This window comes from Neobittarella massiliensis (ex Bilen et al. 2018), assembly GCF_014269355.1.
GTDB classification, from domain to species: Bacteria; Bacillota; Clostridia; order Oscillospirales; family Ruminococcaceae; genus Neobittarella; species Neobittarella massiliensis.
In genome coordinates, this window is record NZ_JACOGI010000001.1 from 1933128 (window position 1) to 1952419 (window position 19292).

Below are 19292 nucleotides of genomic sequence, written 5' to 3' on the forward strand. Positions count from 1 at the left end.
CGACCCCTATTATACTGGGCGCCGCGCACGCCGGCAAGGTGCCCGCTCCCCAGTGGTAGATATTCGGCGCCCAAATGCCGATACGCGGGTCTTACCTGGGAACACTTGTCCGGTCAGGCCCTGACTGCCGACGACGCAACGCCCGGCCAGCCGGTTTACCGGTCCCAGTTGCTCCTTTTTTTAGATGTGTCTGCTCCCCTGCTGTATGCCGGCTGCTGGGCTGCTCGAGATGTGCTATAATCATACTATATAGGACCTGCCGGATACCGAGACCACAGATAGGAAGGAGCGCTGTGCCCGATGATACCCACTTTGACCCCCGACAGCGGGGTGCCGCTGTACCGCCAGCTGATAGACGCCCTGCGCAGTTCGATCGCCGCTGGCGAGTTCTCGATCGACCAGAAGATCCCCACCGAGGCACAGCTGAGCCAGCGATACGGTATCAGCCGCATTACCGTGCGCGAGGCCATCGACGCGCTGGTAGAGGAGGGCCTGCTCATCAGACGGCAGGGCAAAGGCACCTATGTAGCGCGCCCGCACATAGGACGCGACATGGCTGAATTTCGCGGGTTCACCAACGCCTGTGAGGCCGGCGGCCAGGTGGCCGGCACAGAGGTGCTTTCGGTCGGGCACCAGACTGCCGGCGAGGAGGAGGCCTCTTTTTTGGGCATACGCCCCGGAGAACCGGTCGTTGCACTGCGGCGGCTGCGCTTTGCCGACGGCGTGCCCATCATGATCGAGCAGAATATTTTTGCCCGCCACTACAGCTTTTTGCTGCAGGAGGATCTCTCTGGTTCGCTGTATCGGGTGCTGCAAAAATATCACATTACCCCCAGCGACACGGTAAAGGCGATCGGCATCAGCTATGCCAGCCGGGAGGAGGCGACGCTTTTGCAGGTAGAGCCCGGGACCGCCCTGCTGTGCATCGACGACTATGTGCGCGACAGCCACCAAAACCCCCTGCACTGCGCCCGGCAGATCATTCGCAGCGACCGCTATAAGTTGTATATGCGGGGGACCTGTGTGGGTATTTGACTGTGCAGACGAAACCAGGCAGCACTAGGCAGCACAGGGCAGCACCGGTTGCCCTGTGCTTTTCACTTTGCTGTATTCGACTTTTTTTGACGACCCATTGTGACAAGTGCACAGAACGTGTATACTGGCTGTAAGAGGGGCGAGGAGGGAAACGGGCATGTTTTGTATGGTGCACAGTCTGGGTCTGGTGGGCCTGCAGGCCTACCGCATACAGGTAGAGGTGGACACTGCACGCGGGCTGCCGAGCTTTGAGATCGTGGGGTTGCCCGACACGGCGGTAAAAGAGTCGCGAGACCGGGTGCGGGCAGCGGTAAAAAACAGCGGCTTTGCCTTTCCGGTGAGCCGCATCACCGCCAATCTGGCGCCGGCAGATATCAAAAAAGCCGGCTCGGTATATGACCTGCCGCTTTTTGTGGGCATATTGCGAGCTTCGGGTCAGCTGAAAGCCGACACCGACGACTGCGCCTTTATCGGTGAGCTGTCGCTGCGGGGTGACCTGCGGCCGGTACGGGGCGTGCTGCCCATGGCTATCGAGGCCCGCCGGCAGGGGTACCGGGCACTGTTCGTGCCGGCAGAGAACGCCATGGAGGCAGGGGTGGTAGAGGGGCTTGAGATCTTACCGGCTGCCACGGTAAAAGAGGTGCTGGATCACCTGAGCAAAGCAGCGCTGATCGCCCCCTACCACAGCCAGCTGCCGCCGGACGACGCGATATACCCGCTGGACTTTGCCGACGTGAAGGGACAGTACCTGGCTAAGCGCGCCTTTGAGGTGGCGGCCTGCGGCGGGCACAACATTCTGCTGATGGGGCCGCCGGGATCAGGTAAGAGCATGCTGGCCAAACGGCTGCCGGGCATTATGCCGCCCATGACGTTTGCGGAAAAGCTCTCGGCCACGATGGTGCACTCGATCGCCGGGACACTGCCGCCCGAGACGGCACTGCTCTCGTCGCGCCCGTTTCGGGCGCCGCACCACACGATATCGGCGGTGGGGCTGGCGGGGGGCGGCAGCACGCCCCGGCCGGGCGAGGTATCGCTGGCCAGTGGGGGCATTTTGTTTTTAGACGAGTTTGCCGAATTTAAGCGCAGCGCCATCGAGGTGTTGCGGCAGCCTATGGAGGACGGCACCGTGCGCATAAACCGCGGCGGAGTGACGGTGCAGTACCCCTGTGATATTTTACTGGTAGCGGCCATGAACCCCTGCCCCTGCGGCTGGGCGGGCCACCCCACCCGCCGGTGCAGCTGCAGCCCCTCGGCCATCAGCCGCTACTTGGGGCGCATCAGCGGGCCGGTGCTCGACCGCATCGATATACACCTACAGCTGCAGCCGGTGGATTATGACGCGCTGGCCTCTCCCCTGCCGGCAGAATCGAGTGCGCAGATACGCCGCCGGGTAGTGGCCGGCCGTCAGCGACAGCTGGACCGACAACAGCAGACCGGTGTGTCGTGCAACGCCAAGCTGCCCGCCGGAGTACTGGATACCGTGTGTGCCATGACCGAGCCCGCACAGCAGATGCTGCGGGGCGCTTTTGAGCGGATGGGCCTGTCGGCCCGGGCCCGGGACAAACTGCTAAAGCTGAGCCGCACCGTGGCTGACTTAGACGGCAGCGAGCAGATCACCGGAGACCACATGGCAGAGGTCATCCAGTACCGGCAGCTGGACCGGCCCGATGCCGGGTTTTAGACCGGAGTCGGCTGGGCGGCTCGCCGCCGACAGATAAAAAAAGCCTCTGGCAGCTATGGCCAGAGGCTTTTATTTGTGGTATTTGGTGTTGGCGCCGATGGAGAAAGCGCGGTAGATCTGCTCGAGCAGCATGAGCCTGAAAAGCTGGTGGGGGAAAGTCATCGGCGAGACCGACAGCCGCATTTGGCAGACCTTTTTCACCTGCTCGTGCAGCCCGTAGCTGCCGCCGATGACAAAGGTGAACTGGCTGATGCCCGCCAGCGCCTTTTTTTGCAGCAGCTGCGACAGCTGGGGAGAAGAGCAGGTCTGCCCCTCTACGCACAGGGCGATGTGATAGCCGCCGGCGGGCAGTTTGGCCAGCAGGCGCTGACCCTCGTCGGCGAGCACGGCGTCGACGCTGTCGTGCAGGCGGGTCTCGGGCAGCTCGGTAACAGTGAGCTTGCAAAAGCTCTGCAGCCGTTTGGCGTATTCCTGGCAGCCCTGTACCAGATATTTTTCTTTGAGTTTGCCGATGCAGAGCACCTGTACACTGAGCATCGTATCACAGCTCCCACAGCGGCGAGGCGGTGTCGCGCGGGGCCACCGACAGCTGGAGGTCCCCCTCGGGATCGGCCCCCATCATCTGCAGCTGGCAGGCCGTTGTTTGATAGGCTACCTCGGGCGCGTTGGAGTTGATGCTGAGGTGGGCCAGCATAAAGCGTGGCACCCCCCGCTGGGTGAGCGTGCACACCGTCTGTGCGCACAGATCGTTGGAGAGATGGCCGCAGTCGGAGAAGATGCGCCGTTTGAGAAAATAGGGGTAGTCGCAGCTGCGGAGCATGTTCTCGTCGTAATTGGACTCGAGCACGATGAGATCACTGTCGGCGACTTTGTCGATAAACCCATCGGGCAGCTGGCCCATATCGGTGGCCACCGTCACCTTTTTGCCCCGTGCGGTCCGCACCCGGTAGGCCATACTGTCGGCGCAGTCGTGGCTGGTGCGCATGGCGCTGATCTGCATGTCCTGGATCTCAAACGGGGTCTCTTCCTCTATGTAGTGGACCGGGTAATCGCTCTGCAGCAGATCTTTCATCCGCAGGGCCCCGGCGGTGCCGGTGGTGGTGTACAGCGGGGTGTGGTATTTTTTTAAAAACACCTTGAGCCCCCGCACATGGTCGATATGCTCGTGGGTGATGAGGATACCGCCCAGCGACTCGGGCTCGATGCCCCGGCTCTGCAGCTGCAGTACGGTCTGCTTGCAGTTTTTGCCGATATCGACCAGCAATCCGCCACATTCACTGCCGATATAGGTGCTGTTACCGCTGGAACCGCTGTACAGCGTACAAACTTTTGCCATGCTCTACCCTGTCCTCTCTGGCCGCTTACTGTTTTTGGGGCACACATTCTACCCGGCGGATATCGGCCCCCAGATCGCGCAGCTTGGAGACGATGTCTTCGTATCCGCGCTCGATATGGCGGATATCCTCGATCTCGCTGATACCGTCGGCCATGAGGCCGGCGATGACCATGGCCGCCCCGGCCCGCAGATCGACCGAGCGCAGCACGCCGCCGTGCAGGCGGTCGACCCCGTCGACCACCGCCACCTGGCCGTCGACCTGGACGTTGGCGCCCAGTTTTTTGAGCTCTTCGACGTAGGCGAAGCGGTTGTCCCACACGCCTTCGGTGATGATGCTGGTCCCCTCGGCCACGGTGAGCATGGTGGTCATCTGCGGCTGCATATCGGTGGGAAAACCCGGATGGGGCAGTGTTTTGATGTTGCACTTTTGAATGGGCCCCTCGCGCTGGACGCGCACCGCCTCGTCGTACTCGGTCACCTGGGCGCCGGCTCTGATGAGGTTGGCGGTAATAGACTCGAGGTGCTTGGGAATGACCCCGCTGACCAGCACGTCGCCGCCGGTGGCGGCTGCGGCCACCATATAGGTGCCGGCCTCGATCTGGTCGGGGATGATGCCGTATTCGGTGCGGCCGAGCTTTTCGACCCCGTGGATCTTGATGACGTCGGTTCCGGCGCCGCGGATATCGGCCCCCAGCGAATTTAGAAAATTGGCCACGTCGACGATGTGGGGCTCTTTGGCCACATTTTCTAAGATGGTGACCCCCTGCGCCTTGACGGCGGCCATCATTACGTTGATGGTGGCCCCCACCGAGACGATGTCGAAATACACGTGGGCGCCGATGAGCTGATCGGCGCTGACATGGATGATATCCCCCTCGATGCCGACCTGGGCACCCAGCGCCTCGAACCCTTTGAGGTGCTGATCGATGGGGCGGATGCCGAAATCACAGCCGCCGGGCAGCGCGGCACACACCTGATTGTACCGGCCCAGCAGCGCGCCGATAAAGTAGTAGGAACCGCGCATTTTTTTGGCCAGCGCATAGGGCACATCGGTGCCCAAAACGGTGGTGGGATCGATAGACAGGGTGTTTTTGGTGATATATTCTACCTGGGCGCCCATGGCGGCCAGAATGTCTTTGCTGATATCGATATCGCTGATGGCGGGCACATTTTCTATAAGACAGGGGCCCTCGGCCAGCAGCACGGCGGGCAAAATAGCGACGGCGGCGTTTTTGGCACCGCTCACGTTTACTTCACCGCTCAGCGGCTTTCCCCCGCGGATGACGAATTTCTCCAATGGTAAACGCTCCCTTTACAGACGCAGAGCGCACCTGCCCCACTCCCCCGGGGCTGCTGCGGCGCGCTAAACTCGTATACAAAATCGCCACCAATATGCCGTGGACAGCGCTGCCCGGCGGCCGTGGCGAGTGAAAAAAGCGAAAGATCGCGGTGGCCGGGACCTATGCCCGGCGGGGCCGCGCCCCACAAGCGGCACGCTGTGCTGTACGCAGAAATACCCCTTGTCACCACCTGTGTATGGATGAAGTTATTATAGCATCTTTGACCAAAAAAGAAAAGTAGCATTTTGCCATTTTGCCCGGCAATATCTGTCTTTGACTGTATTTTCCCCAAAAACAAGGCCGATACTCGGCAATTTTGTATGTCAAACCGGCGCCGAGCGACTGCTGATGCGCCTTGAGGCGGTACGCTGCACAAAAGGCAAAATGTTACGAAATTGTTAAAACGGTCCAAAAAGCGTCAAAAGCGCACTCATTTACGCGCCGTTTGCCGTTTGGCGGGCGGCGCGTGACGGGCGATGGATGACGGATGATGAGCCGGTATGTCGGCGGCAGAGATGCGATCGCAGGATCTGTTTGGAGGGCGAGATATGGGCGGGGAAAAACAGGCGGTCAGCGTGAAAAACAATTGCCGGCTCAAGAGGGGGCAAGATGCTATAGATATTTTTTTAAAAAGGAGCATCGGATGGCGGCTCGGGACTATCGGGACGCGGCGGGCGGCAGGAGGCGGGCCCGGCAGGTGCTGGACGGCGCCGGGGCGGGAGGCAAAAAAGGCCGGGGGCCGCAGCGCAATCGCTGCGGCCCCCGGCCTTTTATAGAAATAGGTGATCGCCTATTTTAGATGTAGTTGAGCGGGTCCATATAAGAGCCGCCGATGCGCACCTCAAAATGGCAGTGGTTGCCGGTGGCGTTGCCGGTGCGGCCGACGCGGGCGATCTGCTGACCTTTGCTGACGGTCTGGCCGGCAGTCACCAGCAGCTCGGAGTTGTGGCCGTACAGCGTTTTCATACCGTTGCCGTGGTTGATGATGATGTGGTAGCCGTAGCCCACGTTCTGGTAGGCCACTTTCTCGACCACGCCGTCATCGGCGGCGTATACGGCGGTGCCGGCGGGGGCGGCGATATCCATACCGGTATGGCCGTAGTACCCCCAGATGGGGCAGCTGATATAGCCGCCGGCTACCGGCCAGATAAGGCTGCCGGAAGCAGAGCCGCTGTAGCCGCCGCTATAAGTGCTGGAACTGCCGCTGTAGCTGGGCGAGTAGCTGACTTTGGTGCCCTCGACCACCTTTTTGGTGACCGGCTCGGAGAGGACCTTGGCACTGAGAATGGTCTTTTCGGTCTCGACACCGCCGACCGTGACCACGCGGGCGGTGACTTCCTGCTCGCCCTCGACGCCTTCTTGCAGCGTGGTGGTGGTTCCCTTGTCGTACTCGGCACTCTGGCTGGTCTCGGTCTCGAAGGGGATCTTCTCGTTATAGGTGACCTGACGGGTGGCCTTGACCTGAATGATGGGCACCGGGTTTTGAATGACGACCGGATCGCCCGGGAACAGGTCGCCGGTGATGTTAGGGTTTAGGGCCACCAGCGTGCTGAGGGTGATGTTGTTTTTGGCGGCGATATCGATGGGGGTGTCGCCGTCCTGGGTGGTGTAGATCTTCTCCTCCACCTCCTGCGAGCTCAGCAGGGCGACCATCTCTTCGTCGGCCATCTCGCTGTCGGTGGGGAAAAGCCCCTCTTTGAGCTCGACGGACTTATTGAACTCCACCGTGGCGTCGGGGTACTGGGCCTTGACCGGGTCGATCATGGCGGCCAGCGCCTGCTGGGTGGCGGTCTCGTCTTTTACACAGCCCTGGAACTCGCCGTTTATATAGAGACCGTAGCCCTCGACGATCTCGGCGCCGGAGGCGCTGATGAGCGTATTGGCCAGCTCCTCAGTCTCGACGACTTTTTTCGAGTCGACTACGGCGATGGAGTAGGTGGGGCTTTTGATGTACTCGGTATCGGTGCTGTCTTTGACGGCGATGCGGTCGTTGACCACTTTTTTGGCCTGGTTGAAGGTGGCCTCGCTGTCGACGTAGCCGACAACTTGTCCCTCATACTCGACCTTGAGGGCGAAGTTTAAGTTGAGCACGGTGCTGATGACCAGCGCGCTGACGGCGATGGCCGCTACCGGCATAAGGTAGTTGATGGCCTTTTTAAAGCCGTGCTGCGAGCGGCCGAACCAGCCCTTAAAGTGGGCCCGACCGGACTTGTGCGGGTCTTTGTGGGCCCACCAGGTGCCGCGGACACCGTCGGCGATGTTGCCGAAAAAGCGCTGTACCGGGTTGACCAGATGTTTTTTGGCCTTTACCATCAGTTCGATAAAGCTGTGCGCCACCCTGCCCGGCAGCTGCTTCAAGACGATAGCTATCGCCTTTCTGCGCTTTACCCATATTTTATGATAGTGCTTATACCGGCGGATAATCACGGTGCCGATATAGCAGCTGAATGCATCGATCTTGTGGGCGACCTTTTTAACGGTCTTTTTAAAACTCTTGTCTTCTGACTGCCCGCCCCCGCTTTGGGTCATCTCATCTTTTTTGAGGTCTTGAGACAAACCTTTTGGCAGATGCGCCATCCAATCACTCCTGTCTTGGGAATTGCCGTGAACCAATTTCAAATCTTACAAATTGGTTACAACTTGGTTACTATTATATCGCAATCCTGTAAGATTTCAACCCCTGCCGGCGGAAAAAGCCGATTTTTGGCCCGATTATCGTGGAACTTTGCTAGTAATGGTCGCCAGTGAGCTCTGTCATTTGGTCGATTATACCCTGCATGTCTCCAGGAATTGGGGCTTGTACTGTAAGATATTGGCCGCTGACCGGGTGTAAAAAGCGCAGCGTGCGGCAGTGCAGGGCCGGCCTGGCGATGGATCGTAACGTTCCGCCGTATTGGCTGTCGCCCAGCAACGGGTGGCCCAGATAGGACATGTGCACCCGTATTTGGTGGGTGCGGCCGGTGGGCAGCTGGCAGCGCACCAGCGAACAGCCGGGGCCCCGACCCAGGGTACCGTAGTCGGTGCGGGCATATTGGCCGTGTGGATGGACGATGCGTTTGGTGAGGATCTCCCGCTCGCGGAGGATAGGGGCCTCGACCGTGCCGGTGGGCGGAGTGAGCGCGCCCTCGACAATAGCCAGGTAAACTTTTTGCAACCGGCCGGTAAGTGCGCTGGCCGCATACTGGTTTTTGGCCACCAGCACACAGCCGGTGGTGTCTTTATCCAGCCGGTTGACGATGCGGAACTTGAGCTGCAGACCCAGCTGGTCGCAGTGGGCGGCAAACACGTTGGCCAGTGTATCCTGATGGTGGGCATAGGCGGTGTGGCTGGGCATGTTGACCGGCTTGTTATAGACCATGAGGTCGTCGTCTTCATATAAAACAGGGACGGCGATAAGGCTGCGGCGATAGGTGTTTTGCTCTTCGGGCAGGCGCACCTGCAGCCGGTCGCCGGTGTGCACCGGGTCGATGGTGCGGATGTGGAAACCGTTACACCGCAGGCCCAGCGGGTCTTTGCGCAACCGGGTGAGCGTGCGGGAGGAATAGCCGTAAGCGCCTTTGAGGATCTGTTTGACCGACTTGCCGTTTTGGTGCTCTTTAATGATGTAGACGATCTCCCGCAAGAATACCGCCCCTTTCTGCCATGACGGATGTTTTACACATTTGATGGGCCGGCGATACGCGCGTGCCCGACATGAGCTTCTATTATATAGGAAAAAGGCGAAAAAGGCAAAATAGGGGGTGCTTGTGGGGAGCAAGGCGACATGATACAATGGGTGGGACCACACAGGATACGCAGAGGAGCCGATGGCCAGACGGCTGACGGCCCCGCTGCCAGATGGGAGGGACACCTATGGCCGTATATCGGGTGACTGACACTGCGCGCGTTGCCCCGCTTTTTGCAAAGTGGCCGGAGACGATGATCTGGTCGTGTTTGCAGGGCTGTATGGGCAGCGCCTGGGCCGATGACCAGACAGCGCCCACTGCGGCGCTGGTGGCGCTGGGCGACTTTGGCTTTTTGGCCGGACAGCCACAGCCGCAGCTGGCGGCACACCGGCCAGAGGACGCGCCGGATCTCTGCATTTTGGTGCCCCAGAACGAGGCGTGGGCCCGCTGTATTGAGCAGGTGTACGGCGACCGGGCCCAGCGGGTACAGCGCTATGCGGTAAAAAAGGAGCCGGGCGTATTTGACCAGGACCGGCTGCGCGCGCTGGCCGCCGAGCTGCCGGAGGGTTATGTGCTGCAGCCCATAAACGCGGCGCTGTTTGCACAGGCTAAGGCCCAGCAATGGTCGTACAGCCTGTGCGGACAGTTTGCCGGGTGGGAGGATTACCGCCGGCGGGGGCTGGGGGTGGCGGCCACCCGCGACGGGCAGCTGGTGGCGGGGGCCTCTTCTTACAGTGTGTACCGGCAGGGCATTGAGATCGAGATCGACACCCGCGCCGACCACCGGCGCCGGGGGCTGGCCACCGCCTGTGGAGCGGCGCTGATCCTAGACTGTTTAGAGCGGGGGCTGTACCCCAGCTGGGACGCCCAGAACCTGCATTCGCTGGCGCTGGCCCAAAAGCTGGGCTACCGCCCTGCTGCCCCCTACCCCGCCTACGAGGTAGGCGAGCGCCCGCCGCACACAGGCCACCTATAAAAAAGGAGGGCGCGACATGCCCCAAAAGATGACAGAAGAGATGGTGGCGGCCAGTGGCGTTACCTGCAACCACCAGGAGATGGAAAACGGCGAGCGGCGCTTTCGCCTGCTGGGGCCGGACGGCAGCGGCTACATCCGCTGCGAGAACCCCGGCGGGCCGGTATGGGAAAACAGCCACCTGCACCACACCACCCGAGAGTTCATCTTGGTGCAGCAGGGGCCGGTGATCTGCTCCGTGTACCGGCAGGGCAAGGCGGTGCTGCGGCTTTTAGAAACCGGCGACTGCTTTTGCCCCGACCCCGGTGTGCCCCACGACCTGTGCATGGGGGCCGGGGCGGTGGTGCACGCGGTAAAGTACGGCAGCTGCCCGGCGGGCGACTGGGCGCCGTCGCCCGAGCTGGATATGTGCGTTCGAAAGCTCAGCTGGGAGCAGGCGCTGCAACTGGCCGGGGGCTGAGCACAGCTTAAACAGCTTAAATTTTATTTGCCAAAACGCTTGACAACACCGCCGCCAGTCTGTATACTAGAGAAGTATTCTAGATGTACATTTGATCTCACATGTTTTTGTAAATCATTTGCTCGTTAGATGGTCTACAAAAACATGTGATTCTTTTTTGTCAGAGAATATAATATTTTTGATGGAGGTACCTATTATGCATACTGGTACTGTAAAATGGTTCAACTCGGAAAAAGGTTTTGGCTTTATTGCTGACGACAACGGCGGCGAGGACGTATTCGTACATTTCTCGGCCATCGTGGGCGACGGCTACAAATCGCTCAATGAGGGTCAGAAAGTCTCGTTCGAGACCGAGCAGGACCCCAAAAACAGCAGCAAGCTGCGCGCTACCAACGTGACTGCGCTGTAAGTGCACTGTAAAAAAAGCGCCCCTCTTTAAAAAGAGGGGCGCTTTTCTTTTTGCCGGGCGGCAAAAAGTGGGGCTGCTCTGCCCTGCTCTGGACCGCGGGGCACCGGCGCTTGGGGTGCGCCGGCCTATAAGAAAGATAAAAAGGGCGGGGCCGGGATGGACCCGACCCCGCTCTTTTTTATGTGCGGTACACAAGCAAACAGCAAACAGCACACAGTACGCAGCTACGCAGCACAGTGCGATGGGACAGCTAGGCGTCGATATCGACCGACCAGCCGGCCGGACCGTCGAGACGGCCCCACTGGATACCGGTGAGCGTATCGTAGAGCTTTTGTGAGATAGCGCCGATCTGGCCGCCGCCGATGGGCATGACCTTATCTTGCCACTTGAGCTCGCCCACCGGGGAGATGACCGCGGCAGTGCCGGTGCCAAAGCACTCGGTGAGCTTGCCGGCGTCGTAGGCGTCGGCGATCTCCTGGATAGAGATGCGGCGCTCGCTGACCTTTTGGCCCCAGGACTGCAGCAGCTCGATGGTGGATTTGCGGGTGATGCCCGGCAGGATACTGCCGTTTAGAGCGGGGGTGACCACCTCACCGTCGATGACGAAGAAGATGTTCATGGCGCCCACTTCCTCGATGTATTTTCTCTCGACGCCGTCGAGCCAGAGCACCTGGGCGTAGTCCTGCTCGTGGGCCTCCTCCTGGGCGATGAGCGCCGAGGCGTAGTTGCCGCCGGTCTTGGCCTCGCCGGTGCCGCCGCGCACGGCGCGCACGTAGGAGGACTCGACATAGATCTTGACCGGGTCGAGGCCGCTGGCGTAGTAGGGGCCGGAGGGAGAGAGCAGGATGATGAACAGGTAGCTATCGGAGGATTTGACCCCCAGCTTGCCCTCGGTGGCGATGATGAAGGGGCGGATGTACAGCGACGAATCTTTGGCTTTGGGAATCCAGTCGCGGTCGAGATCGACCAGTTTTTTCAGGCTGCAGAGGGCCAACTCCTCGTCGATGGGGGGGATACACATGCGCTTGTTGGAGCGGTTGAGACGCTTAAAGTTCTCTTCGGGGCGAAACAGCAGCACGCGGCCGTCGTCGGCGCGGTAGGCCTTCATACCCTCGAACACCTCTTGCCCGTAGTGCAGGCACATGGCTGCCGGGGAGATGGAGATGGGGCCGTAGGGCTTGATGACCGGGTCGTGCCAGCCCTGACCGGCGGTGTACTCCATGACGAACATATAGTCGGTGAAGACCTGGCCAAAGCCCAATTTGCTCTCATCGACGGGCTTATCCTTTAGGGTTTTTGCAAGTTCCACTCTGATCTCTTGCATGAAAATCACTGCCTTTCTACAGTTGGCGGGCCGGACCCGCCGGGCGCCCCGGCTGAGCGGGGCGTGGTGTGCCGGTCAAATACACACCGCCGCGCCGGCTTTACTTTACCTTGCGAAACACGGGCGGGGCATATATGGGTACCGGCGCGGCGTAAAGATATCAGTAGGCGACGCCCTGGGCGATCATGGCGGTGCAGACCTTGTTAAAGCCGGCGATGTTGGCGCCCATGACCAGATTGCCGGCGTGGCCGTACTGGGCGGCGGCGCTGCTGGCGCTCTGGTAGATGCCTTTCATGATGCCCTCGAGCTTGCTGTCGACTTCCTCGAAGGTCCAGCTGTAGCGCATGGAGTTCTGGCTCATCTCGAGGCCGGAGACCGCCACGCCGCCGGCGTTGGCCGCCTTGGCGGGGGCAAACAGCACGCCCGCCTTTTGCAGGGCGGCGATGGCGGCGGGGGTGGAGGGCATGTTGGCCCCTTCGGCCACGGCCATGACGCCGTTTTGAATGAGGGCCTTGGCCCCCTCTTCGTCGAGCTCGTTTTGGGTGGCGCAGGGCAGGGCGATATCGCAGGGGGTGTTCCAGATGTTTTTGCTGCCGGCGGTGTAGACGGCGCCTTCTCTTCTGGCGGCGTACTCGGTGATGCGGGCGCGCTCGACCTCTTTTACCTGTTTCATGAGGGCCAGATCGATGCCGCTCTCGTCGAGGACGTAACCGGCGGAGTCGGACATGGCGATGACTTTGCCGCCCAGCTCGGTCGCCTTTTCGGCGGCGTAGATGGCGACGTTGCCGGAGCCGGAGATGACTACCTTTTTGCCGGCGAAGCTCTCGTTTTTGAGGTCGGCGAGCATTTCGCGGGTGAAGTAGCACAGGCCGTAGCCGGTGGCCTCGGTGCGGGCCAGCGAGCCGCCGTAGGTGAGGCCTTTGCCGGTGAGCACGCCGGTAAACTCGTTTTGCAGGCGCTTGTACTGGCCGAAGAGATAGCCGATCTCGCGGGCGCCGACGCCGATATCGCCGGCGGGCACGTCGGTGTTGGGGCCGATATGTTTACACAGCTCGGTCATGAAGCTCTGGCAAAAGCGCATGATCTCCATATCCGACTTGCCTTTGGGGTCGAAGTCGCTGCCGCCTTTACCGCCGCCCATGGGCAGGCCGGTAAGGCTATTTTTGAACACCTGCTCGAAGCCCAGGAATTTGATGACCGAGGCGTTGACCGAGGGGTGCAGGCGCAGACCGCCTTTATAGGGGCCGATGGCGGAGTTGAACTGGACGCGAAAGCCGCGGTTGACCTGTACTTTGCCGGCGTCGTCTACCCACGAGACGCGGAACACGATCATCCGCTCGGGCTCGACCATGCGCTCGATAACGCCGTTTTTCTCGATGGCGGGATCGGCTGCGACGACCGGCTCGAGGGACTCGAGAACCTCTTGGACGGCCTGCAAAAACTCGGGCTCGCCGGCGTTGCGCCGGCAGACCTGCTCGTAAACCTGGCTGAGATATGCGTTGCTAAAAGACATAGGGGGCCTCCTTAAAATGGGATTGGGCACATCATCGCTGTAAAGCGGTACATCGCACCCCGATATGTCCATATTATATAGAGTTTGGGGGCACAGTTCAAGCAAAAGTGAAGTAAAACCGGGCAGCGACTTGCAAATTTATGGGCTATGCCAATTTTTGCAGGGGCGGCGGGGCGCTTGTTTGGGTATACCGCAAGATATTCGTAAGAGTACTTCATAAATTGTTAAGTTGCCCCAATAGGGCAAAAATGCTATAATAAGGCCATTGAGAGCGGGCCCACCGCCCGGCGGCAACAGCGCCGAAGCGGGCGGGCCAAACCACAAAATTGGGAGTTGGGTACTATGAACTGTAAAAACTGTGGCAATATCATCCCCGACGGGGCGGCTTTCTGCACGGTGTGCGGCACCCCGGTGGAGCACGCGGAACAGGCCGGACAGAACACCGCCGGACAGACGGCCGGCGCCACCTGTGCGGTGTGCGGTGCGGTGGTGCCCCCGGGCGCCAGCGTTTGCCCCAACTGCGGCACGGTGCTGCAGGGCGCGCCCATCCCGGCGGGCTACAAGCCCCGCAGCAAAGTGGTGGCGGCGCTGTTTGCCTTTTTGCTGGGCAGCTTTGGCATTCAGAACTTTTACCTGGGCTACACCAACAAGGCCATCGTACAGCTGATACTGGGTATTTTGTGCTGTGGCACGGTATCGTACATCTGGTCGTTCATCGAGGGTATTTTGATCTTGACCGAGTCGATCAGCGTGGACGGCAACGGCGTGCCGCTGGACCGGTAGGTCACTTGTAAAAAGCGCGCTGTTGTGCTAAAATAGCAGGGCGCAGTTTTGCGCGGCGAGTAGACCATGTGGCGGCGCACACAGCCCGAAAGAGCGTGTGTGAGGAAAGTCCGAGCTCCGCAGGGCAGGGATAGCTGCTAACGGCAGCCGAAGGCGACTTTAGGGAAAGTGCAACAGAAAGAAACCGCCCCGGCCTTATGGCATGTGGGTAAGGATGGAAAGGCGAGGTAAGAGCTCACCAGCGCACAGGAGACTGTGCGGCTATGTAAACCCTATCCGGAGCAACACCGCAATGGGGGCAGATACGGCTTGCCCGGCCGGCTCCCGACAAGGTGGCTGGAGCTGTGCGGCGACGCGCGGCCAAGATAGATCGTCACTCAATACAGAACTCGGCTTATGGTTTAGTCGCCTACTTGAAAAAAAAGCACCCGTATCGGGTGCTTTTTTATTTTGGCAAATGCTGTTTATCGCTCTCGGTGCGAACATATACCGCAATGTCTGACAGCGCACAGTCGAATATCTGGCACAGCTTATCCAGCGTGTGAGTGGTGACGGGTTGACCGGCCTGTAAGCGCTGCACAGTGGCATGGCTAAGGCCGTATTTCACCCGCAGGGTGTAGGTGGTCGCCCCTCTTTTGGCCATGGTCGCCCACAGTGGGTCATAGACGATCATTTCTCTGCATCCCCCTTACACAGGTGTGGGTAGTGGCGTCTTTTTGGCCATGGCCCTTGCCGCGGGTCACGGCCTGCGGCGGCTGCCGGGCAGGGTGAAGTTGAGCAGGTCGCCGGGGCGGATGTGCAGCGCGTCGGCGATGTTATAGAGCACCTCCAGCGAAAAGGGATAGACGGTGCCGGGCGCTTCGATAGAACTGAGGTGGGAGCGGCTGATACCCGCTTTTTCGGCCAGCTGCTCCTGCGAGAGGCCCTGCATTTTGCGCAGGGCGGCGATAGCCAGCCCCAACTCGATAAAGCGGTCGCGGTTGTCAAAAGACACGTCCCGGCCCATGTACGCCCCTCCCCTCTTGTATCGTATGGTGTATATTATAGATTTTGTCAGGCTGCAATACAGTCTTATTCAATGTGCTATTGACTAAAATATTGGGCAATGGTATCATGAGAGCATGCTTTCCACGTTTAGCACAAATATCCACTATTTTTACTACTCATCGGTATCGTCCTCGAATGAGTAGTCGTTGAGGGCGGGGAAATCTAAGAATTCGGCCACGGTAAGGCCAAAGGCGTTGGCTACTTTAAGTAGTGTGGACAGCCGGGCATCACGCGTTTTTTGGCCCATGATGTTGTTGAGCGTAGAACGGGTGATACCGCTCATCTGCGACAGTTTGTAAATAGAAAAACCGCGCTGGCGGCAGAGAGTGCGGATGCGGTCGACTACGAGCGATGAGAGCTGGTCTTTCACAGTATTCACCTACCTGTTTATGGCTGCCTGGAAAAAGCCGGTACAGCAGCGCTGCATCCGCTATCGTCAGGCATCGGTATCGTCCTCGTACGAGTAGTCGTTGAGGGCAGGGAAATCTAAAAGCTCGGCCACGGTAAGACCAAAGGCGTTGGCTACCCGCACCAGCGTTTTAATAGTGGGGTTAAAGGAGCGGCGATTCATAATATTATCGAGCGTGGATTGAGAGACACCGCTCATCTGAGCCAGCTTATTGACAGAAATACCTTGCTGATGGCACAGCGAGTAGATGCGGTCGACTACGAGCGATGAGAGCTGGTCTTTCACAGTATTCACCTACCTGTTTATGGCTGCGTGGCAAAAGCCGATATAGCGGCGCTGCATCCGCTATCGTCAGGCATCGGTATCGTCCTCGAATGAGTAGTCGTTGAGGGCGGGAAAGTCTAAAAATTCGGCCACGGTAAGGCCAAAGGCGTTGGCTATCCGCACCAGCGTTTTAATACTCGGATAGACGGAGCGGCGGTTCATAATGTTATCGAGCGTAGAGTCGGCAAGGCCACCCATCTGTGCCAACTGATTGATAGAAATACCGCGCTGGTGACAGAGTTTTTGGATATGGGCGGCGATAAGCACCGAGATCGGGACTGACATAGCAATCACCTACTTACCATAACTGGATAGTAAAAAACAGATATAGCGGCGCTACATCTGTTTCGGTCATTCATCGGAATCGTCTTCGAAAGAATAGTTGTTAAGAGCAGGAAAGTTAAGAAATTCTGCCACCGTCATATTAAAGGCATTGGCGACCTTGTGCAGTGTTCTAATTTTAGGATTAAAAGTATGCCCACCAATCAAATTATCAAGGGTTGATTGGGTAATGCCACTCATCTCTGCCAATTTATAAATAGATATTTTACGTTGTTTGCAGAGTGATACAATTCGATCGACAATAATTTGTGCATATATCTTATCGCTCACCTAATCATCCTTGCTACCACAAAAATACTTCTATATGGAAAGTATTTTCATGGTAGCAATAAAAATACCCACGACCCACCGTGCACGGTTCCAACCGTAGATTTTGTAAAATTAAAGGAGATAAGACATGGAAAAAGATCTATCTATCCTCACGGAGAGGCAACGGGAAGTATATTTTTTGCGGCAGCAGGGGCTGACCTGTAAGTGCATTGGCGAGGAGCTGCACCTATCGGTGAGCGCGGTGTCGCTCCACTTACGCAATGCGCAAAGGCGCTTTCGGCAGTACCAGGCCTTTCAGGAGGAGAAAAAGAGAGACGGTCAGACGGTGGCTTTTTCCATCAGCCGCATAGAGTTGGCGCTCATTATAGAGGGGCTCGTGCTCTTAGGGGAAAAAATGCACCGGGAGATCGGCGGCCGCAACATCCGCAGTGACTGGCAGGGGCGTATGCCGTATAGAGCGCTTGCAGCCGACGCCCTGCTGACGCGGGCACAACTGGCGCTATATGGGAAAGTCATCCATACCGGCATATTGGAGTGACCGGCCACGCAAAAAGAAAGCCCTGTAAACTACAGGGCTTTCTCTATTGACACGTGGGGCCTTGGCCGGCGCCAACTGCGCTGGCGGGACCAAAAGGCCTATTTGCGCTTGGGCGGCTTGGTGCGCACCAGCAGAAGCTGCTGCAGGCCGCTTAGGATGGCGGGGGTGGTGACCGCCACCATGAGCCAGCGGCTGCCGCGAAACGACTGGGTAGAGGAAAACAGCTCCTGAAGATAGGGGTCGGCACCGGCGAGGACGGCCCGCGCCTCGGGCTCGTCGCGGTCGCTGATGGCCACCAGACAGGTAAAAAAGCCCCGCTCGGGATAGAGGTTACAGACCGAACGGCTGCCCTTTTTGTACTTGACGTTCCAGCCTGGAGCCATGCCGCAGCGGCTAAAAAACAGCTGCGGCGACAGGCCGTAGGTATCTTTTATAAACTGCTGCAGCTGCGGCCACAGCGGGGTACCGATGTACTGGCTTATCTGCTGGGGGGTGGGGGCGGCGGTGGCGGGGTAGGTGTTGCTCCAGTCGCTCATGGGCTTCCTCCTGTTAAACGGGCCGGTACGGGCGTACCGGCGGTGGGGCCGCGCTCACAGCGGTCGCTGCATGGTGATGTGGGGCCAGCCGTCTTCTATAAAGGGGCTGCCGACAGCGGTATAGCCGCAGCGCTGGTAAAATGGCTGCACCTGCACCTGGGCGTGCAGCTGGGCAGTTTTGGCGCCGGCGGCGCGCAGGCGGGCGTGTATCTCGTCCAGCAGGCGGGCGCCCAGGCCGGATCTGCGGTGGCTTTTGGCCACACAGATGCGGCCCACGGTGTAGGTGCCGGGTCGGCCGGGAGCGGGAAAGGTACGGCCCACGGCGGCGGGGGTGCCGTCGGGCGCATAGAGGACCAGGTGCCAGGCGGTGCGGTCGATCTCATCGAGCTCGACTTCGCGGGCAAAGCCCTGTTCGTCGACGAATACCTGTAGGCGCAGGTCGTAGGCATCTTGCTGCTGGGGGGTGCCCTCGACCCACTTGGCGATATATTCCATTGGCAGTGCTCCTTTTTTATGGGGTAGGTACAGTATACCGCACCGAGGCGGCCGGGCGCAACTGCCGCGCTGCTGCCTCTGCCCCCTGCTCCCCTGCCCTATTTTATGGCGCGGCAAAAGGGGCGTGTCCACAGCCGGACACGCCCCTTTTTTGCACCGCTACACTACCTGGTCAGAGCTTAAAGATCAGCTTTAAAAACAACATGCCGGCCACGCCGGGCACCCCCAGCACCGCCGAGGCCCCGCAGGTAAAGAAATTAAAGCCGATGGTAGGGCCGATAAACGGCGCCAGCACATTGAGCAGCAGCACCACGCAAATGCCCGAGAGCCCGGTAAACACCGCGGTGATACAGGGGTGCTGCCCCTTGGAAAAGGTGCGGGCCATCACCGCCACCACCACTATGGCAAGCGCCAACATGATCCACCGGTAGTATGCCATCTCGTCATCCCCCGTCTTTTTATTGTGGGGCTACTCCTGGCGCGGCAGCTGCCGGGCCTTTTGGTACAGGAAATCGAGCCGGTGCTCCAGCGCCTTGATCTCGTAAACGGCGGAGGTCACCAGTTCGCCTTCGCTGCTGTAGTCGAACCGATCGTGGGCCTGACACAGGCGCAGATTGGTCTCGGCGATGTCGTCTTGCAGCTGCTGGCGGGCGAGCTGGGCACTGCTGGGCGCGGTCTGCTGCCGCTGAGAAAGCAGCTGTTTAAGGCCGGCGAGGCGGCCGTCGATACGCGCTAAGATACCTTCCATAGCCATCCGCTCCTTTCGCCTGTGAGTTTGCCCCCTATACCTCCAGTTTATGCCGGTGCGGTTG

24 protein-coding genes and 1 other RNA gene are annotated in these 19292 nt (G+C 59.4%); 8 read left to right on the top strand and 17 right to left on the bottom strand.

Going from position 1 to position 19292, the window contains the following annotated elements; all coding sequences use genetic code 11:
- The first annotated feature begins 300 nt into the window (after positions 1 to 300).
- Both H8K20_RS08765 and H8K20_RS08770 read left to right on the top strand, forming a co-directional pair.
- Positions 301 to 1035, top strand: coding sequence for a GntR family transcriptional regulator (locus tag H8K20_RS08765; protein WP_186488125.1), 735 nt, complete (start codon positions 301 to 303; stop codon positions 1033 to 1035).
- Positions 1036 to 1192: 157 nt separating this feature from the next.
- Positions 1193 to 2716 carry a YifB family Mg chelatase-like AAA ATPase gene (locus H8K20_RS08770; RefSeq protein ID WP_186488126.1) on the top strand — a complete coding sequence of 508 codons (1524 nt, stop codon included), beginning with the start codon at positions 1193 to 1195 and terminating at the stop codon, positions 2714 to 2716.
- Between the two features lie 69 nt (positions 2717 to 2785).
- Here the strand turns inward: H8K20_RS08770 and H8K20_RS08775 are convergent, their stop codons facing one another.
- The 5 genes from H8K20_RS08775 to H8K20_RS08795 form a co-directional block, all read right to left on the bottom strand.
- Positions 2786 to 3253 carry a 23S rRNA (pseudouridine(1915)-N(3))-methyltransferase RlmH gene (locus tag H8K20_RS08775; RefSeq protein ID WP_186488127.1) on the bottom strand — a complete coding sequence of 156 codons (468 nt, stop codon included), beginning with the start codon at positions 3251 to 3253 and terminating at the stop codon, positions 2786 to 2788.
- Between the two features lie 4 nt (positions 3254 to 3257).
- Positions 3258 to 4052, bottom strand: a complete 795-nt coding sequence (locus H8K20_RS08780) for an MBL fold metallo-hydrolase (protein ID WP_105204918.1) — start codon at positions 4050 to 4052, stop codon at positions 3258 to 3260.
- Positions 4053 to 4077: 25 nt separating this feature from the next.
- The gene (locus tag H8K20_RS08785; RefSeq protein ID WP_154867581.1) at positions 4078 to 5349 is read right to left on the bottom strand and encodes a UDP-N-acetylglucosamine 1-carboxyvinyltransferase; all 1272 of its coding nucleotides are present in this window, start codon (positions 5347 to 5349) and stop codon (positions 4078 to 4080) included.
- 838 nt (positions 5350 to 6187) lie between these two features.
- Entirely contained in the window at positions 6188 to 7969 is a 1782-nt protein-coding gene (locus H8K20_RS08790) for a peptidoglycan DD-metalloendopeptidase family protein (RefSeq protein ID WP_186488128.1), read from the bottom strand.
- 151 nt (positions 7970 to 8120) lie between these two features.
- The gene (locus tag H8K20_RS08795) at positions 8121 to 9014 is read right to left on the bottom strand and encodes an RluA family pseudouridine synthase (protein ID WP_186488129.1); all 894 of its coding nucleotides are present in this window, start codon (positions 9012 to 9014) and stop codon (positions 8121 to 8123) included.
- A gap of 230 nt (positions 9015 to 9244) precedes the next feature.
- On the opposite strand from H8K20_RS08795, the gene H8K20_RS08800 reads away from it, so the two are divergent.
- The 3 genes from H8K20_RS08800 (at position 9245) to H8K20_RS08810 (ending at position 10899) form a co-directional block, all read left to right on the top strand.
- Complete coding sequence (locus tag H8K20_RS08800; RefSeq protein WP_186488130.1) at positions 9245 to 10033, top strand: GNAT family N-acetyltransferase; 789 nt, start codon at positions 9245 to 9247, stop codon at positions 10031 to 10033.
- Positions 10034 to 10049: 16 nt separating this feature from the next.
- Positions 10050 to 10490, top strand: a complete 441-nt coding sequence (locus H8K20_RS08805; protein WP_186488131.1) for a hypothetical protein — start codon at positions 10050 to 10052, stop codon at positions 10488 to 10490.
- A gap of 196 nt (positions 10491 to 10686) precedes the next feature.
- Positions 10687 to 10899, top strand: coding sequence for a cold-shock protein (locus tag H8K20_RS08810; protein ID WP_105204925.1), 213 nt, complete (start codon positions 10687 to 10689; stop codon positions 10897 to 10899).
- A gap of 250 nt (positions 10900 to 11149) precedes the next feature.
- Here H8K20_RS08810 and H8K20_RS08815 read toward each other — a convergent pair whose 3' ends face one another.
- Both H8K20_RS08815 and gdhA read right to left on the bottom strand, forming a co-directional pair.
- The gene (locus H8K20_RS08815; protein WP_105204926.1) at positions 11150 to 12223 is read right to left on the bottom strand and encodes a branched-chain amino acid aminotransferase; all 1074 of its coding nucleotides are present in this window, start codon (positions 12221 to 12223) and stop codon (positions 11150 to 11152) included.
- Between the two features lie 160 nt (positions 12224 to 12383).
- Entirely contained in the window at positions 12384 to 13736 is a 1353-nt protein-coding gene (gene gdhA, locus H8K20_RS08820; RefSeq protein ID WP_154867883.1) for an NADP-specific glutamate dehydrogenase, read from the bottom strand.
- Between the two features lie 342 nt (positions 13737 to 14078).
- Here gdhA and H8K20_RS08825 point away from each other — a divergent pair, with 342 nt between their 5' ends.
- Positions 14079 to 14519, top strand: coding sequence for a TM2 domain-containing protein (locus H8K20_RS08825; RefSeq protein ID WP_186488132.1), 441 nt, complete (start codon positions 14079 to 14081; stop codon positions 14517 to 14519).
- 56 nt (positions 14520 to 14575) lie between these two features.
- Positions 14576 to 14931, top strand: an RNA gene (gene rnpB / locus H8K20_RS08830) — RNase P RNA component class A.
- Positions 14932 to 14964: 33 nt separating this feature from the next.
- On the opposite strand, the gene H8K20_RS08835 is transcribed toward rnpB, so the two are convergent.
- From H8K20_RS08835 to H8K20_RS08860, 6 genes are all read right to left on the bottom strand, one after another.
- Complete coding sequence (locus H8K20_RS08835; RefSeq protein WP_154867881.1) at positions 14965 to 15192, bottom strand: helix-turn-helix domain-containing protein; 228 nt, start codon at positions 15190 to 15192, stop codon at positions 14965 to 14967.
- A 66-nt stretch (positions 15193 to 15258) separates the two neighbouring features.
- Positions 15259 to 15525, bottom strand: a complete 267-nt coding sequence (locus tag H8K20_RS08840) for a helix-turn-helix domain-containing protein (RefSeq protein ID WP_105204930.1) — start codon at positions 15523 to 15525, stop codon at positions 15259 to 15261.
- 153 nt (positions 15526 to 15678) lie between these two features.
- A complete protein-coding gene (locus H8K20_RS08845; protein ID WP_186488133.1) occupies positions 15679 to 15936 on the bottom strand; it encodes a helix-turn-helix domain-containing protein in 258 nt (85 codons plus the stop codon).
- Between the two features lie 66 nt (positions 15937 to 16002).
- Entirely contained in the window at positions 16003 to 16260 is a 258-nt protein-coding gene (locus H8K20_RS08850) for a helix-turn-helix domain-containing protein (RefSeq protein WP_186488134.1), read from the bottom strand.
- A 66-nt stretch (positions 16261 to 16326) separates the two neighbouring features.
- The gene (locus tag H8K20_RS08855; protein ID WP_186488135.1) at positions 16327 to 16584 is read right to left on the bottom strand and encodes a helix-turn-helix domain-containing protein; all 258 of its coding nucleotides are present in this window, start codon (positions 16582 to 16584) and stop codon (positions 16327 to 16329) included.
- Between the two features lie 66 nt (positions 16585 to 16650).
- A complete protein-coding gene (locus H8K20_RS08860) occupies positions 16651 to 16911 on the bottom strand; it encodes a helix-turn-helix domain-containing protein (RefSeq protein WP_186488136.1) in 261 nt (86 codons plus the stop codon).
- A gap of 127 nt (positions 16912 to 17038) precedes the next feature.
- Between H8K20_RS08860 and H8K20_RS08865 the strand changes: the two genes are divergently transcribed.
- Positions 17039 to 17449 carry a LuxR C-terminal-related transcriptional regulator gene (locus tag H8K20_RS08865; RefSeq protein ID WP_186488137.1) on the top strand — a complete coding sequence of 137 codons (411 nt, stop codon included), beginning with the start codon at positions 17039 to 17041 and terminating at the stop codon, positions 17447 to 17449.
- A 98-nt stretch (positions 17450 to 17547) separates the two neighbouring features.
- On the opposite strand, the gene H8K20_RS08870 is transcribed toward H8K20_RS08865, so the two are convergent.
- From H8K20_RS08870 to H8K20_RS08885, 4 genes are all read right to left on the bottom strand, one after another.
- A complete protein-coding gene (locus H8K20_RS08870; RefSeq protein ID WP_186488138.1) occupies positions 17548 to 17985 on the bottom strand; it encodes a DUF3788 domain-containing protein in 438 nt (145 codons plus the stop codon).
- A 54-nt stretch (positions 17986 to 18039) separates the two neighbouring features.
- Positions 18040 to 18480, bottom strand: coding sequence for a GNAT family N-acetyltransferase (locus tag H8K20_RS08875; protein WP_186488139.1), 441 nt, complete (start codon positions 18478 to 18480; stop codon positions 18040 to 18042).
- Positions 18481 to 18652: 172 nt separating this feature from the next.
- Positions 18653 to 18919: a pro-sigmaK processing inhibitor BofA family protein gene (locus tag H8K20_RS08880; RefSeq protein ID WP_105204937.1), complete on the bottom strand. Its 267-nt coding sequence runs from the start codon at positions 18917 to 18919 to the stop codon at positions 18653 to 18655.
- Between the two features lie 30 nt (positions 18920 to 18949).
- Entirely contained in the window at positions 18950 to 19228 is a 279-nt protein-coding gene (locus H8K20_RS08885; RefSeq protein WP_105204938.1) for a DUF2508 family protein, read from the bottom strand.
- Between the last annotated feature and the right edge of the window lie 64 nt (positions 19229 to 19292).

Coding starts and splice junctions, on each gene's coding strand:
- H8K20_RS08880 (WP_105204937.1), bottom strand. CDS start 18,919: ATGGCATACTACCGGTGGATCATGTTGGCGCTTGCCATAGTGGTGGTG.
- H8K20_RS08810 (WP_105204925.1), top strand. CDS start 10,687: ATGCATACTGGTACTGTAAAATGGTTCAACTCGGAAAAAGGTTTTGGC.
- H8K20_RS08855 (WP_186488135.1), bottom strand. CDS start 16,584: ATGTCAGTCCCGATCTCGGTGCTTATCGCCGCCCATATCCAAAAACTC.
- H8K20_RS08780 (WP_105204918.1), bottom strand. CDS start 4,052: ATGGCAAAAGTTTGTACGCTGTACAGCGGTTCCAGCGGTAACAGCACC.
- H8K20_RS08770 (WP_186488126.1), top strand. CDS start 1,193: ATGTTTTGTATGGTGCACAGTCTGGGTCTGGTGGGCCTGCAGGCCTAC.
- H8K20_RS08775 (WP_186488127.1), bottom strand. CDS start 3,253: ATGCTCAGTGTACAGGTGCTCTGCATCGGCAAACTCAAAGAAAAATAT.
- H8K20_RS08875 (WP_186488139.1), bottom strand. CDS start 18,480: ATGGAATATATCGCCAAGTGGGTCGAGGGCACCCCCCAGCAGCAAGAT.
- H8K20_RS08840 (WP_105204930.1), bottom strand. CDS start 15,525: ATGGGCCGGGACGTGTCTTTTGACAACCGCGACCGCTTTATCGAGTTG.
- H8K20_RS08800 (WP_186488130.1), top strand. CDS start 9,245: ATGGCCGTATATCGGGTGACTGACACTGCGCGCGTTGCCCCGCTTTTT.
- H8K20_RS08865 (WP_186488137.1), top strand. CDS start 17,039: ATGGAAAAAGATCTATCTATCCTCACGGAGAGGCAACGGGAAGTATAT.
- gdhA (WP_154867883.1), bottom strand. CDS start 13,736: ATGTCTTTTAGCAACGCATATCTCAGCCAGGTTTACGAGCAGGTCTGC.
- H8K20_RS08835 (WP_154867881.1), bottom strand. CDS start 15,192: ATGATCGTCTATGACCCACTGTGGGCGACCATGGCCAAAAGAGGGGCG.
- H8K20_RS08765 (WP_186488125.1), top strand. CDS start 301: ATGATACCCACTTTGACCCCCGACAGCGGGGTGCCGCTGTACCGCCAG.
- H8K20_RS08805 (WP_186488131.1), top strand. CDS start 10,050: ATGCCCCAAAAGATGACAGAAGAGATGGTGGCGGCCAGTGGCGTTACC.
- H8K20_RS08870 (WP_186488138.1), bottom strand. CDS start 17,985: ATGAGCGACTGGAGCAACACCTACCCCGCCACCGCCGCCCCCACCCCC.
- H8K20_RS08825 (WP_186488132.1), top strand. CDS start 14,079: ATGAACTGTAAAAACTGTGGCAATATCATCCCCGACGGGGCGGCTTTC.
- H8K20_RS08815 (WP_105204926.1), bottom strand. CDS start 12,223: ATGCAAGAGATCAGAGTGGAACTTGCAAAAACCCTAAAGGATAAGCCC.
- H8K20_RS08885 (WP_105204938.1), bottom strand. CDS start 19,228: ATGGAAGGTATCTTAGCGCGTATCGACGGCCGCCTCGCCGGCCTTAAA.
- H8K20_RS08790 (WP_186488128.1), bottom strand. CDS start 7,969: ATGGCGCATCTGCCAAAAGGTTTGTCTCAAGACCTCAAAAAAGATGAG.